Origin of the sequence: Spirosoma sp. KCTC 42546 (genome assembly GCF_006965485.1) — a bacterium.
Classification (GTDB): domain Bacteria; phylum Bacteroidota; class Bacteroidia; order Cytophagales; family Spirosomataceae; genus Spirosoma.
Window position 1 is genome coordinate 714,938 of sequence record NZ_CP041360.1, and the last position, 13,362, is coordinate 728,299.

13 protein-coding genes are annotated in these 13,362 nt (G+C 46.2%); 7 read left to right on the plus strand and 6 right to left on the minus strand.

What is annotated here, in order from left to right; all coding sequences use genetic code 11:
• Window positions 1-43: 43 nt before the first annotated feature.
• From rseP to EXU85_RS03180, 6 genes are all read right to left on the minus strand, one after another.
• Window positions 44-1,360, minus strand: a complete 1,317-nt coding sequence (rseP, locus tag EXU85_RS03150) for an RIP metalloprotease RseP (protein WP_142770676.1) — start codon at window positions 1,358-1,360, stop codon at window positions 44-46.
• A gap of 273 nt (window positions 1,361-1,633) precedes the next feature.
• Window positions 1,634-1,849, minus strand: a complete 216-nt coding sequence (locus EXU85_RS03160; protein ID WP_142770677.1) for a type II toxin-antitoxin system HicB family antitoxin — start codon at window positions 1,847-1,849, stop codon at window positions 1,634-1,636.
• Between the two features lie 123 nt (window positions 1,850-1,972).
• Window positions 1,973-3,145: a 1-deoxy-D-xylulose-5-phosphate reductoisomerase gene (locus EXU85_RS03165; protein ID WP_142770678.1), complete on the minus strand. Its 1,173-nt coding sequence runs from the start codon at window positions 3,143-3,145 to the stop codon at window positions 1,973-1,975.
• On the minus strand, window positions 3,142-3,723 hold the full coding sequence (locus EXU85_RS03170) for a hypothetical protein (RefSeq protein ID WP_142770679.1): 582 nt from the start codon (window positions 3,721-3,723) through the stop codon (window positions 3,142-3,144). Before EXU85_RS03170 ends, EXU85_RS03165 begins: the two co-directional genes overlap by 4 nt.
• Before the next feature lie 5 nt (window positions 3,724-3,728).
• Complete coding sequence (locus tag EXU85_RS03175; protein WP_142770680.1) at window positions 3,729-5,078, minus strand: AAA family ATPase; 1,350 nt, start codon at window positions 5,076-5,078, stop codon at window positions 3,729-3,731.
• Window positions 5,079-5,091: 13 nt separating this feature from the next.
• Window positions 5,092-6,594 carry a GH3 auxin-responsive promoter family protein gene (locus EXU85_RS03180; RefSeq protein WP_142770681.1) on the minus strand — a complete coding sequence of 501 codons (1,503 nt, stop codon included), beginning with the start codon at window positions 6,592-6,594 and terminating at the stop codon, window positions 5,092-5,094.
• A 190-nt stretch (window positions 6,595-6,784) separates the two neighbouring features.
• On the opposite strand from EXU85_RS03180, the gene EXU85_RS03185 reads away from it, so the two are divergent.
• The 7 genes from EXU85_RS03185 (at window position 6,785) to EXU85_RS03215 (ending at window position 13,260) form a co-directional block, all read left to right on the plus strand.
• A complete protein-coding gene (locus tag EXU85_RS03185) occupies window positions 6,785-7,810 on the plus strand; it encodes a rod shape-determining protein (RefSeq protein ID WP_018619308.1) in 1,026 nt (341 codons plus the stop codon).
• 88 nt (window positions 7,811-7,898) lie between these two features.
• Entirely contained in the window at window positions 7,899-8,735 is an 837-nt protein-coding gene (gene mreC / locus EXU85_RS03190) for a rod shape-determining protein MreC (protein ID WP_142770682.1), read from the plus strand.
• A 92-nt stretch (window positions 8,736-8,827) separates the two neighbouring features.
• Complete coding sequence (locus tag EXU85_RS03195; RefSeq protein WP_142770683.1) at window positions 8,828-9,334, plus strand: hypothetical protein; 507 nt, start codon at window positions 8,828-8,830, stop codon at window positions 9,332-9,334.
• Between the two features lie 85 nt (window positions 9,335-9,419).
• Entirely contained in the window at window positions 9,420-9,902 is a 483-nt protein-coding gene (locus tag EXU85_RS03200) for a GAF domain-containing protein (RefSeq protein WP_142770684.1), read from the plus strand.
• Between the two features lie 97 nt (window positions 9,903-9,999).
• Entirely contained in the window at window positions 10,000-10,464 is a 465-nt protein-coding gene (locus EXU85_RS03205) for a DUF4890 domain-containing protein (RefSeq protein WP_168207728.1), read from the plus strand.
• A gap of 183 nt (window positions 10,465-10,647) precedes the next feature.
• Window positions 10,648-11,718: a 6-bladed beta-propeller gene (locus EXU85_RS03210; protein ID WP_142770685.1), complete on the plus strand. Its 1,071-nt coding sequence runs from the start codon at window positions 10,648-10,650 to the stop codon at window positions 11,716-11,718.
• A 15-nt stretch (window positions 11,719-11,733) separates the two neighbouring features.
• A complete protein-coding gene (locus tag EXU85_RS03215) occupies window positions 11,734-13,260 on the plus strand; it encodes a c-type cytochrome domain-containing protein (protein ID WP_142770686.1) in 1,527 nt (508 codons plus the stop codon).
• The last annotated feature ends 102 nt before the right edge of the window (window positions 13,261-13,362 follow it).

Below are 13,362 nucleotides of genomic sequence, written 5' to 3' on the forward strand. Positions count from 1 at the left end.
GTTCTTTGCGCTTGTCTTCGCGCCTTTGCGTTTTAACAAACTATTAAAAAACAGCCTTGAATACATCATTGAAAATGGCGAAGGCCATTAAGCCAAGTAAAATAACCATACCCACTTTTTGGGCACCTTCCAGAAAGCGATCTGATGGCTTACGACCCGAAATAATCTCATAACCCAAAATGGTTGCGTGGCCACCGTCGAGGGCTGGGATCGGTAGGGCGTTCATAAAGGCAAGCGCCATCGAGAGTAAGCCGGTAACCGTCCAGAAACGGTCCCAAACCCAAATGCCGCCGAATAGATTCTGAGCGATACCAATTGGGCCACTTAGGGCTTTAGAGGCCGATACCTCTCCCCGGAAAATTTTACCGAATCCTTTAATGTTATCGAACACCACCTGAAACGCCTTCGCTGTACCCACGCTTAGGGCTTCACCAAAGGTATAGTCCTGCTTGGTGAAGGGCAGCAGAAACTCAGGATAAAAACCAATCGTTCCCTCGGCCGTAGTCGTCATCTTGAGCGTATCGAGCTTGCCGTTCCGATTAATGCTAAGGGTTATGGGTTTGTTTTTAAGCGGTTTTACGATCTCTGTAAACTCGTGATAGAATTGGATGGGTTTGCCATTGATGCTGGTGATCACATCGCCTGCTTTCAGGCCTGCCTTGCCAGCGGGTTGACCCGGTACTAACTCGGCAACTTTGAAGGGTTCAATGGGTTCAATAAATTGCCCGGCGGCTTTTTTGTCGGCCAGCTTGTCCACAAAATTATTGGGGATATAGATGTCCATCTGCTTCCCGTTTCGCTCAATGGTATAGGAGCTATTGTTGCCTAAAAACACATCTGAGCTACGGACTTCATTGAAGTCGGTAATTTCTTTTCCGTTGACTTTGAGAATCTTATCGCCGGTCTGTAAGCCAATACCTTTTGCCAGGTCGTAGGCTACAATACCGTATTTAGCGTCTTTGGCTGCCAGATAGGTATTCCCGTTTTTATAGGCTAGGATGACGAAAATCAGGATGCCTACAATAACGTTGACGATAATGCCGCCCAGCATGACGACCAGCCGCTGCCAGGCTGGCTTCGCTCTGAACTCATACGGTTGGGGCTCAGCATTGACGTGGGCTGTGTCGAGCGACTCGTCGATCATGCCCGAAATTTTTACAAAGCCACCCAGCGGAATAGCGCCGATACCATATTCGGTTTCACCCCGTTTAATACTCCAGACTTTAGGAGGAAAGCCAATAAAATACTGTTCTACGCGCATCCCAAAGGCCTTGGCAGCCAACAGGTGCCCCAATTCGTGTAATCCAACTAAAATTGACAGACCCAAAATGAGCTGCCCTGCCATTACTAAAATTTCCATTTGATTTGTCTTGAGTTCATTATTTGCGACTTAATAATCGCTCGATTACTAGTTGTTTATCAATGCCCAGATGCTCAGCCATATCGCTCACTATACTATTCAGCGTTCCAATTTTCAAGGGCTTATGCTGGGGAATACTAAGTGTATGTTCGCCGTTCTGCTGAGTTCTGATAATGATATGACTCCCTGTTTAATGATGAAACTGATAGCCATAACGCTCCAGACGCTTAGCTAAATCAGTCCCATTAAGGTCACGCGGTAATTTCATCCAACTCAGGCTAATGCGAAGACTTCATTAACCTGAAGCCGGATGGTTTGAGGTAATTCATCTGGTTTATCGGAAAAATAGCCCGAAACAGCGTCTTTAATCATTAGCTTTAATTCATCCAACGTATCACCTTGCGTGATAATTGAGCCACTTGCCAATTTTGTCCTGGCAACATAGCCACCATCTTCGTCTGGCTCAACCTGAAACACAAGTTCTTTCATAAAAAGTCAAGAGTTATTCGAACTGCGCATCGATGAATGCACTGGAATTTGCAGTGAATTACATCAAAGGTCAGCAATCCACGTGAATATAAACGCTGTGCTTTATTGATACCGTACAAACAGCTAAACCAAACTTTTAATTCGCTCCATGGCCAGCCTGCGGGTTTCCTGATCTGTGCTTACGTAGTCATCGTAAGTTGGGATTTGCACAAAGGTAGCTTTGGCTAAACAGCCTTCAATGATCTCCGAGATTTCCAGAAAGCCGATTTGGTCATGCAGAAAGGCATCTACGGCTACTTCATTAGCCGCATTAATAATGCAGGCTGCATTGCCACCTTGGTCAAGGGCATCAAAAGCAAGCTGTAAATTACGAAACGTTTCGAGGTCGGGTTGCTCAAATGTGAGGGACGGATAATCCATGAAGTTGAACCGTGGAAAATCCGACTTCAACCGATTTGGATACCCCAAGGCAAATTGAATCGGCAGGCGCATATCAGGTAGCCCCATTTGTGCTTTTAGACTTCCGTCCTCAAACTGCACTAAGGAATGAATGATGCTTTGTGGATGGACAATCACGTCGATCTGATCGGAGCGAAGACCAAACAACCATTTAGCCTCGATGACTTCAAGCCCCTTATTCATTAGCGTAGCCGAATCGATAGTAATTTTAGCCCCCATTGTCCAGTTGGGATGCTTGAGCGCCTGCGCCTTCGTCACCGTCGATAAAAACTCCCGTGATTTCCCCCGAAATGGGCCACCCGACGCTGTCAGGATGATTTTCTCAATGGGATTGTGAAACTCGCCCACCAGGCACTGAAAAATAGCCGAGTGTTCGGAATCGACCGGGTAGATATTCACCGCTTTCCGGGCGGCAAGTTGGGTGATGAGTTCGCCCGCGACAACCAACGTTTCCTTGTTAGCCAGCGCGATGGATTTTCCCGCTTCAATGGCCTTGATGGTTGGAAGCAAGCCTGCATAGCCAACCATGGCGGTCAGCACCATATCGATTGTATCCATCTGCACGACGGAGGCAATCGATTTTGCACCCGCGTAGACTTTAATATCGAGTGGGTCGAGGGCCGAGAAAACCTGATCGTAGCGATCTTCATTACAGATGACAACGACGTTGGGTTTCAGGTCGATGGCCTGCTGAATGAGTAATTCGGCGTTGTTGTTCGTTGTCAGTACCTCAACCTGAAACTGGTCGGGGTGGGCTTTAATCACATCGACGGCCTGCGTTCCAATGGAGCCGGTCGAGCCGAGGATGGCGATATGGCGTTTTTTAGGTTCAGTCATGTAGTTTTTACCAAGTCAAAATTGACTTTCACATTCAGTTCTTCTTCGAGGGCGCGGATGAAGTAAACGCCTTCGGGGTATTCAATCATAAGTTCGTCAAAATAGGCTTGTGCAGATTGATCAAGATTGGCAATCTGCTGTTTTTTTGACCTAACATATCGTTTACGTTGATCAGCTAACCTGGCATTGTCCAGGTCTAATAGTCGTATCAGATTGTCGGCTTCAATATCATTCGGATCAGCGGCAACATAATTCCCATCAAAATATAAAACTCGTTTTTCTAAGTCCTCCGCGGTAGGATGAAGTATAGGTTCAGCCCACTTAGTTGATTTTCTGATATTCCAAAGACTTTTGACCAGAAACCAATTTGTGTAATCGTCAACATCCGTGTTTTTAAGCGTCGGATTAAAGTGTTCAATATGGGCGTCGTCTGATGAAGCAAGATAGGTTTCAGTGTAGGCACAGATGCTACATTGTTCTTTTGCCAGAAGTTGCCGCAACTCACCATTGTCTCCGTCTTTGTACGCTAATTTTCGTTCAATAATTTTCGAATCAGCCGATTTTATAATACGTCGCATGCTGATTAAAATTTGTATTGATCGCCTAGTTTTGCCTGCTCAACTATTAGCTCTTTCTGCCGCTCGGGATCTTTTTCGTTTTTTATCTCTACAAATAAATTCCTATAACGTTCATAAGCATCTAAGCCCGGTTGTAGCATTAATTCTTCCATTCTGAAATCCTCGCTCAAAATATCATTTGGGTCATCACCAATAGGAGCAATTCCTCTGTGAAAATTTACTTCGCCATTTTCGTTAAAATACAAAATGAACCTCTCGCACGGCTCGAAAGCTGATGCGATGATGGGAGAATGTGTGGCGAAAAAGAATTGGGCTTCAGGGGCGAGGTCAGTGTAGTACTTTACTAAAATACGCTGAATATCTGGAAATAAGGAACGTTCAGGCTCGTCAAAGAGTATTACTGTTCCGTTTGTATCAAACTTATATACAGGAATGGCCGTAGCTAGAAATTGACGAGTGCCAGTACTAAGATTTGAACTAGGGATTTTAACATCCTTCTTTGTATGAATAGCAATTGGGGCTTTGCCCTTCTCCCCAACATTTACCTCTAGATGAAACTTATCTAAAATGGGATTGAGGCATTTTTCTGCTAATTCGATGCGGGGATCGGAAATTACCCACTTCTGAAGTTCCTCTGTTACCTTGCTTTTTGGGGTACTTTGGATAATTTTTGTGATCTGCTGTACAGTATCTTCGTCGTATTGATTAATTGCTTTAAGTAAATATTGCCAGGTAGATATGGACTGCATATCCCCTAACGAAACCACTTTTTTAGAGCCAGCTGCATTGATACGTTCGTCGTGAGCTACCTTTTCTTTTTCGATTTGTGTATCTGTCTTTACGAAATCTGAAAAAGTTTGTGGCTGGTCTTTCTGGTCAAACAGGAATGCATCTGCTTCGCGAGCAATGGATTCTTTAATGAACAGACATGCCTTATTCGTAGTATTAATAGTGTCTACAAGTCCATTTTTTTCGAGCCACTTCATTAAAATACCTAATCTTACTTGTCTATGATTATCGTATTTGCTTAAGTCTTCTGTCTGGTAAGAAACACTAGTTCCTTGACTTTCTATCTGTATAGAGATTGGATTATAAAGGATGTCAAAATCCGCCCAATTATTATGAATAACCTCCCGGTTGTTTATTGCCAGATGGCTATCTTCAATCAGTCTAAAAAAATCCCAAATTACATTCAACAACGTAGTCTTCCCAGTCCCACTCTGACCAATAAAACACACCTTCTCCAATGGCTTTCCGACTTTGGCTTTGTCGTGATAGTCTGCAGGGTACGTAAAATCAAACTTTATATTCTTGAACTGGCGGTACTCGCCAATATCGACGCCGGTTATTTTCATTCTACGTTATCCATTACACATTATGCATTACTTCCAACAACCCATCTGCAATTTTCCGGTCATTGGCCAAACGAGGTACTTTATTCTGCCCGCCTAGCTTTCCCTGCGATTTCATATACCGCTGAAAGGCCCCACGTGGCAAGCTCGTCAGTTTTAATGGTTGCAGGATAGAGCCTGTAATCAGGTCATCGTAATATACGTTCAGTTTAATTAGCCGGTTGTCTACATCGCGGGCAAAGGCAACCAGATCGTTTGGGGGCGTGGCGAACTCAATGAGCCATTCGTGATACGGCAAGCCTTCTTTTGGGCTGACCATGGGCGCAACGGTGAACTCAACGACTTCGGTTTCGGGGTGTTTTTCCATTGCGTCTTTGAGCGCCTTCTCCACCTCTTCACCAATGACGTGCTCGCCAAAGGCCGAAATGAAATGCTTGATCCGGCCCGTTACCAGCAAACGGTACGGCTCCCGCGATACAAACTTCACGGTGTCGCCGAGGGAGTACCCCCACAGGCCAGCGTTGTTGTTGATAATGACCGCGTAGTTTTTGCCTAGCTCCACTTCATCAATGGTGTATCGGCGCGGGTTTTCAGTAAAATAGTCGTCGGCGGCAATGAACTCAAAAAAGATGCCGCTGTCTAACAACATCAATAAGCCTTCTTCAGTCTGGCTGTCTTGAAACGCAATGAAGCCTTCGGAAGCTGGATACGTCTCAATCGAATCAACGCGTTTGCCAATGCTCTCGAATAACTTGGCCCGGTACGGCTCAAAGTTGACGCCCCCGTACACGAACACCGAGAAATCAGGGAAAACATCTTTAATCAACTTGCCCGTACGTTCCTGAATTCGGTCGAAGTACATCTGCACCCAGGGTGGAATCCCCGAAATGAGCGACATCGGTTGCGGCAGGGTCTCGTCTATGATCCGCTCCAGTTTGGTCTCCCAATCGTCGATGACGTTGGTTTCGTAACTAGGCAACTGGTTCGTGCGCAGATAAGCGGGTACGTGGTGGTTAGCAATGCCTGATAGCCGCCCGATGTTGATGCCGGCTTTCTGGGTGAGTTCGGGACTGCCAGACAGAAAGATTAATTTCTTGTCCAGAAAGGCACTGTTTCCTGTTTCGTTAATGTAATTCAGCAGGGCATCCCTGGCTGAGTTAATGTGGTTGGGGATGGATTCCTGAGAGATCGGAATGTACTTAGTGCCGGACGTTGTACCCGAGGTTTTAGCAAAATAAAGCGGTTTCCCTTTCCAGAGAATATCAGATTCGCCATGCAGAATTTGCTCGATGTAGGGCTTTAGATCTTCGTAATCACGAACGGGCACGGCCTGCCGAAATTCTTCGATTGTCTGAATATCCTTAAACCGGTGGTCGCGGCCAAAAACGGTAGTACGACCGCCGTCGATCAACTGCCGAAACCAGCGTTGTTGAGCCTCGGCGGGCTGGTACATCCAGGTTTGCTGACGCTCGACAACCCACTTTGCCAAAGGCTTACTGACAATTGAACGAATTCCCATAATGGTGCAAAAGTAATGTATAATGAAGAATGAATACTACAAAATGGGGATAGGAGCTGGTAGAACGGTTTTACCATTATTCATTTCACATTATCCATTATTCATTGAAGACATTCTCTTGAATAATCTATATTTTTGCACACCTTTCAATAAACAGTATTTGTAATAAGGCGTTCTGCGCCAACCTATAATGGGACTTTTCAATTTTTTAACCAGCGACATTGCTATTGACCTGGGCACGGCGAATACCTTGATTATTCACAAGGATCGGATTGTGGTAGATGAGCCTTCAATTATTGCAATGGACAAAGTCAGCGGTAAGGTGCTGGCCATTGGTCATAAGGCCATGCAAATGCACGAAAAGACCAATGAAAACATCAAGACAATTCGCCCGTTGAAGGATGGTGTGATTGCTGACTTTACGGCCGCCGAACTGATGATTCGGGGCATGATTAAAATGATTGATACGGGCAGCAAGCTGTTCTCTCCATCGCACCGGATGGTTATTTGTATTCCATCGGGTATTACAGAAGTAGAAAAGCGGGCCGTTAAAGATTCTGCCGAACACGCCGGAGCCAAAGAGGTATATATGGTTCACGAACCTATTGCAGCCGCTATTGGCATTGGCATTGATATAACCCAACCTAATGGAACCATGATCGTGGACATTGGAGGAGGAACAACCGAGATTGCGGTAATTGCTTTGTCGGGTATTGTCTGCGAACAGTCGATTCGTATTGCGGGCGATGTGTTTACCCGCGATATCGTGGATTATATGCGTCGGGAGCATAACCTGCTTATTGGTGAGCGTTCGGCTGAGCAGATCAAAATGGAAGTTGGTTCGGCTCTTCCCGAACTCGACAACCCACCGGCTGATTACGAAATCCGGGGTCGCGATTTGATGACCGGTATTCCGAAAGAAATCAAGGTTACCTACAGCGAAATTGCCTATGCGCTCGACAAATCCATCTCGAAAATTGAAGAGGCTACCATGAAGGCCCTCGAAATTTCGCCACCGGAGTTATCGGCCGATATTTACACCAACGGGATTCACCTGACAGGCGGGGGAGCTTTATTGCATGGTCTCGATAAACGTCTGGGTGCTAAAACCAAGTTGCCGATTCACGTTGCCGATGATCCGCTCAAGGCCGTTGTAAAAGGTACGGGCGAGGTAATCAAGAATCTGGAAATGTATCGGTCTGTACTGATTAGTTAAAGTATTTTTGTGTAGCCTGGACGTCTACGTCCGGATGTAGATCAATAGGCTACACCCGGACGTAGACGTCCAGGCTACACAGTTTACTATGGGAGAGTTAGTCGATTTTTTTATTCGAAGCCGGAACTTCATTTTGTTTGTGTTGCTTGAAGTGCTTTGTTTCTACTTCATTATCAATACAAGCAATTACTGGAGCGCCACTTTTTTCAACACCTCGAACCGGTACGCGGCTCAGGTGCTGGCATGGTCGAATGCGGCTAATCAATACGCCAGTTTGCGTCAGGTAAATGCCGATCTGGCGCTGGAAAACCAGCAACTCAACGCTCGGCTCACAAAATTACTCCAAAGCAAACCCGCTGCTCCTGCGGAATATCGGGCCGACTCTGCCTTTGCCGACCGATTTAAGTTTACTGTAGCGAAGGTGGTAAATAACACAACGCAGTTTGCCAACAACTATATCACTATTGATAAAGGTACCGATGATGGCATCCGGCCGGGCATGGGGGTCATTTCGCCAACGGGGGTAGTCGGTAAAGTAAAGATTTGTAACCAGCATTTTTCGGTTATCACATCCATCTTGCATTCGGAGTATATGATATCTTCACAACTGGTGAAAGCCGGTGAAATTGGTTCGGCCAAGTGGGATGGCGTAGACCCACATCTGATGAAATTAGATGCCATTCCACGCTATAAGCCTGTCAGTAAGGGGGATTCGGTCGTGACTTCAGAACATAATTCGACTTTCCCACCAGGAATTCTGGTTGGACGAGTTCGGTCTGTAGGAGTTCAGCAGAACCAGACCTTCCACGATATTACGCTGAATCTGGCTACGAATTTCAGTAATCTGTCGTTTGTGTACGTAGTAGAAAACCGATTACAAGGCCAGCAAGACCAATTAGAAAAACAAATTGAAACGGAGAAATAGTCGGTAAGTTGGTAAATCGGTAAGTGGCTGACAAATATAGTTCTTGCGCGTCAGCCACTTACTGACTTGCCAATTTACCGACTCACTTAAAAATGACTTTTCGCGAAATCGTATCAACATCCCTGCTTTTTTTACTGTATCTGGTCCTGCAAATTCTGCTGGTTCGGAATCTGGTGCTGTTCGATTATGCGTTCTGCTTCGTCTACATTGCCTGCATTCTGCTACTACCAAACGAAACCAGCCTGACCTGGTTGTTACTTATTGCGTTTGTTACGGGCATAATCGTCGATACGTTTTACAACACGCTTGGCATGCACGCAGCCGCAACGGTGTTAATGGCGTACTGTCGACCCCTGATTGTGCGGGCGCAGATCGACGTGCCGGGACTTGAATCAAGAATTGAGTTTTCACTTAAAGAACTGGGGACAGGAGCATTTTTTCGGTATGTGTTTGTGCTGGCTTTTATTCATCATACCGCTTTATTTTTCATTGAAGCCAGTAGCCTTACCCTTATTATTCCAACCCTTATTCGGGTAGCCGCCAGTACGCTTTTCACGACCGTAAGTATTGTGCTAATTCAGTTTTTTACGCGGAACTAAAGGAATTACGATATACGAATTATGGTTTACGATTTATAAATCAATACATATTTTAAAGCATCAATCGTACCTCGTAATTCCATACATGGCTGAAACACTCATCATCCCCCAGACAGAAAGCCGTCAGGCTATTTATGATAGCCTGATTCCGCAGATAGCCGCTCTTGTTGAGGGCGAGCCAGACCTTGTGGCCAATCTGGCCAACATTGCTGCTGCATTGAAAGAAGCTTTTGGATTTTTCTGGGTGGGTTTCTATCTCAAAAAAGATGATCAATTGGTTTTAGGGCCATTTCAGGGTCCAATTGCCTGCACACGTATTGCATTCGAGAAAGGCGTTTGTGGAACTGCCTACACCCGAAAAGAGACCATCCTCGTGCCTGATGTTGAGCAGTTTCCGGGGCATATTGCCTGTAGCTCGGCCTCAAAGTCGGAGGTTGTTGTTCCAGTGTTCGATCAGGCCGGGAATGTTACAATGGTGCTGGACGTAGACAGTGATCAATTGAACGACTTTAGTGAGATCGATGTAGTTGGACTTGAGCAGATTGCACGGTTGATCACCAATTTCTGATGCCCATTCTGGCAATTAAGATGTTATTAAATAGAGGGTGACGATTAAACCGTTGGCGCTATTGTCCGTCTTATGATCGTATTTAATTAGCACGATCATGTTTAAGAACTTAATTGCGTTGGGCGGCTTACTGCTCACTCTATTCTCATTCCCGCTTTTAGCGCAGCAAACCGCAACCCCCGATGACCCGGCTCAAACGGGTCAGCGTATGGGCAGGAGCCGGGGTATGCAACAATATCAGGCGGGTGACCCGACTACGCGGGCGCAACGGATGACCGACCAGATGACGAAACAGCTGGGCCTGGACGAAGCTACCTCTAAAAAAGTGTATGATCTGACCTTAGCGCGGGCGCAGAAAGTAGATGCCATTCAGAAAGGTACTGACGATAATAAGACAAAGAGTCAGGCACTGAAAGCAAATGCGGACGACTTTAAAACGAAGCTGAAAGGCATTCTGACCCCCGATCAGTTCACCAAGTTCGAGGCTATGCGTGGCCGTATGGGAAGGGGGCGCGGTAACGGTGGCCCTGCTGGCGAAAAGAGCGATCCAGGCCAGGAATAAGCTTAAGTAATAAGTTGAGAAGGCGAAGTCCTGATCGTCGATTTTGTAGTCGGCTGTCAGGACTTCGCTTTTTTGTGAACATAAAATTAGGTCTGGATAGTATCTTTTCTCTTATGTTACGTATAGTCAGTTGCAGTAAAGTTTACTCATTCTTCTCTTTTTTAGTAAACGCTACAATAGAATATGGCTTCTTTCTTATCGCGCCGGTCGTTCGTGCGGCAAACCTCATTGATTACAGTGGCTGGAATTGCGGTTCCTGCCAGTTTATCCGCGAAATCATACAAAGCAGGCCTGGAACCAGACATTCTTGGTCACAATGGATTCAAGTACCGCGTTGTACCGGGATGGGGGGTGTTGGATGCTGGTAAAAATCCAGTCAATGATTGCCATGAGATGGTGCAGGATGCCAAAGGACGAATTATTCTGCTGACAAACGAGACAAAAAACAATATTCTCGTATACGATAAATCGGGCAAATTGCTCGAAACATGGGGGCACGATTATCCCGGAGGTCATGGCCTGACGCTCGGTGGAGAAGGTAATGACCAATACCTGCTTATCTGCGACACGGATCGTCATCAGGTCATAAAAACCGATTTGAAAGGTCGTGAACTGATGAAAATCGAGTACCCCAGGGAAACGGGTAAATATGATTACCCAACCCAGTTCAAACCAACCGAAACGGCAATCAATCCGACCAACGGCGATATTTATGTGGTGGATGGATATGGACTGAATTATGTGACACAGTTTGATAAATCCGGTAAGCTCATTCGCTATTGGGGTGGAAAAGGGGAGACGAACGAAACCTTCGATTGCTGTCATGGCATTACCGTTGACCGTCGCGTGGCGGCTAACCCTACCCTGCTAATTACGGATCGGCGACATAATGCCCTGAAACGCTTTACGTTAGATGGCAAATATGTATCGACCATTGCGTTGCCAGGTTCCTACATCTGCCGTCCGGTTATTCATGGGGATAACATTTACGGAGCTGTGTTTCGCAGCACTTCCGATTCGTATCCTGATTCGGGCTATATCACCATTCTGGATAAAAATGACAGAGTCGTTTCAACACCGGGTGGTACGGCTCCCGTTTATCAGGACGATAAACTGGGCGAGCAGCGCAAAGATCGAAGCCTAAGCACGTTTCTGCATCCGCACGACGTGCTGATTGACCAGGACGATAGCATTTACGTGGCGCAATGGGCTTCTAAAAAAACATATCCTATTAAATTAGAGCGCGTTGCCTAAGAGTATACCCTGATTATGAATAAGTTTATTTTAGTACAGGCCGCTGCGCAACCATCTGATTGGGTTTTGTTTTTTGGGCACTTTCATCCGCTCATTGTTCACTTACCGATTGGCTTTCTGCTAATTGCCGGTCTGCTCGAACTGGATCGACTGACCCGGCGCAACTCGGTTAGTCCGCATACAATTACCCTGATTTTATTCTGGTCGGCGGTGAGTGCTACACTTGCTTGCGTGTTTGGCTTTATGTTATCGCAGGGGGGCGGCTATGAGGAAGATACGCTCAGTTCACACCAGTGGCAGGGTATTGGCGTGGCTGTTTTTGCCTGGCTGGCGTGGGCGGTTAAATCAGAGAATCTGGGTCGGATTTTTCCTTTTTCACAGCTTCTTTATTTGCCTGCGCTGGGCATCTCCCTGCTCCTATTACTGTCGACTGGCCATCTTGGAGGCAACCTGACACACGGGGCGGATTACCTGACCCAATACATGCCGGGGCCAATCCGAACGCTAGCGGGTGTACCACCTAAATTGCCAGAATTAAAAGTTGAACCGATTACCGACGTAAATCAGGCAATGGTGTATCAGCAGATAATCAACCCAATTCTGCATAGCCGCTGCGTACAGTGCCATAACGCCAATAAATCGAAAGCGGGGTTACGGTTAGATACACCTGGAATGATTAAGAAAGGCTCGGAAGATGGTCCGGTATTCGTGGCAGGAAAAGGCACAGCCAGCGACCTGATAAAAGTCTGTCTGTTGCCCGAAGACGATGACCATCATATGCCGCCTAAAGGTAAAACCCAATTACAGGAAGGCCAGATTGCGTTACTGACCTGGTGGATTGATCAGGGCGCTCCTTTCGATAAAAAAGTCTCAGACGTACAAGTCAATGATGCAATTCGACCCGTATTGGCCTCCCTAACCGGTGGTGGGCCAGTTAATACAGGTGCCAATGTTGCCACAACCGGCCCTTCGCCCGAATCACCGGTGTTGACCATGAAAGTAGCAGCCGCCGACCCGAAAGTAATTGACGAATTGAAGAAAGCGGGCTTACTCGTATTGCCGCTCTCAAAAGAGCAGAACCAACTGGAAGTGAGCGCAGTGAATGCCCGTACCTTCAATGATACACAGGCCCAATTGCTGCCTAAACTGAGTACTCAGATTGTCTGGTTAAAATTAGGAGATACGGAAGTCTCAGATGCAACGTTGACCCAGGTAGCCAAACTTAAAAACCTTCAAAAACTGCATCTGGAACAAACGAACGTGACCGATGCGGGCTTAAAACAACTCAAAGGGCTGGATAATCTGGAATATTTGAACCTCTATGGTACTAGCATAACGGATGCCGGTCTGGTTGATCTGGCAACGCTGAAAAATCTTAAGGCTATTTATCTCTGGCAAACCAAAGTCACGGAACAGGGCATTGTAAACCTGAAAAAAGCCATTCCCAAACTTGAGGTTATTGGCGGTATCACGGAGAAAGCCGCTGCCGAATTTGCCAAAGCAGCCTCGCCCGAAGCAAAGCTTGGGGAGGCCAAGAAGTGATACTTTCATTGAAAGTAGGTTATAAATGATGTCGAGTTCTCAAACCCGACATAATATTGATTAACTGGTAAAATAGGCTGACAACGCGAAAATATAGTATGA

Bases quoted from the DNA above. Each gene is read 5' to 3' on its own strand.
- rseP (WP_142770676.1), bottom strand. From the start codon at position 1,360: ATGGAAATTTTAGTAATGGCAGGGCAGCTCATTTTGGGTCTGTCAATT.
- EXU85_RS03160 (WP_142770677.1), bottom strand. From the start codon at position 1,849: ATGAAAGAACTTGTGTTTCAGGTTGAGCCAGACGAAGATGGTGGCTAT.
- EXU85_RS03165 (WP_142770678.1), bottom strand. From the start codon at position 3,145: ATGACTGAACCTAAAAAACGCCATATCGCCATCCTCGGCTCGACCGGC.
- EXU85_RS03170 (WP_142770679.1), bottom strand. From the start codon at position 3,723: ATGCGACGTATTATAAAATCGGCTGATTCGAAAATTATTGAACGAAAA.
- EXU85_RS03175 (WP_142770680.1), bottom strand. From the start codon at position 5,078: ATGAAAATAACCGGCGTCGATATTGGCGAGTACCGCCAGTTCAAGAAT.
- EXU85_RS03180 (WP_142770681.1), bottom strand. From the start codon at position 6,594: ATGGGAATTCGTTCAATTGTCAGTAAGCCTTTGGCAAAGTGGGTTGTC.
- EXU85_RS03185 (WP_018619308.1), top strand. From the start codon at position 6,785: ATGGGACTTTTCAATTTTTTAACCAGCGACATTGCTATTGACCTGGGC.
- mreC (WP_142770682.1), top strand. From the start codon at position 7,899: ATGGGAGAGTTAGTCGATTTTTTTATTCGAAGCCGGAACTTCATTTTG.
- EXU85_RS03195 (WP_142770683.1), top strand. From the start codon at position 8,828: ATGACTTTTCGCGAAATCGTATCAACATCCCTGCTTTTTTTACTGTAT.
- EXU85_RS03200 (WP_142770684.1), top strand. From the start codon at position 9,420: ATGGCTGAAACACTCATCATCCCCCAGACAGAAAGCCGTCAGGCTATT.
- EXU85_RS03205 (WP_168207728.1), top strand. From the start codon at position 10,000: ATGTTTAAGAACTTAATTGCGTTGGGCGGCTTACTGCTCACTCTATTC.
- EXU85_RS03210 (WP_142770685.1), top strand. From the start codon at position 10,648: ATGGCTTCTTTCTTATCGCGCCGGTCGTTCGTGCGGCAAACCTCATTG.
- EXU85_RS03215 (WP_142770686.1), top strand. From the start codon at position 11,734: ATGAATAAGTTTATTTTAGTACAGGCCGCTGCGCAACCATCTGATTGG.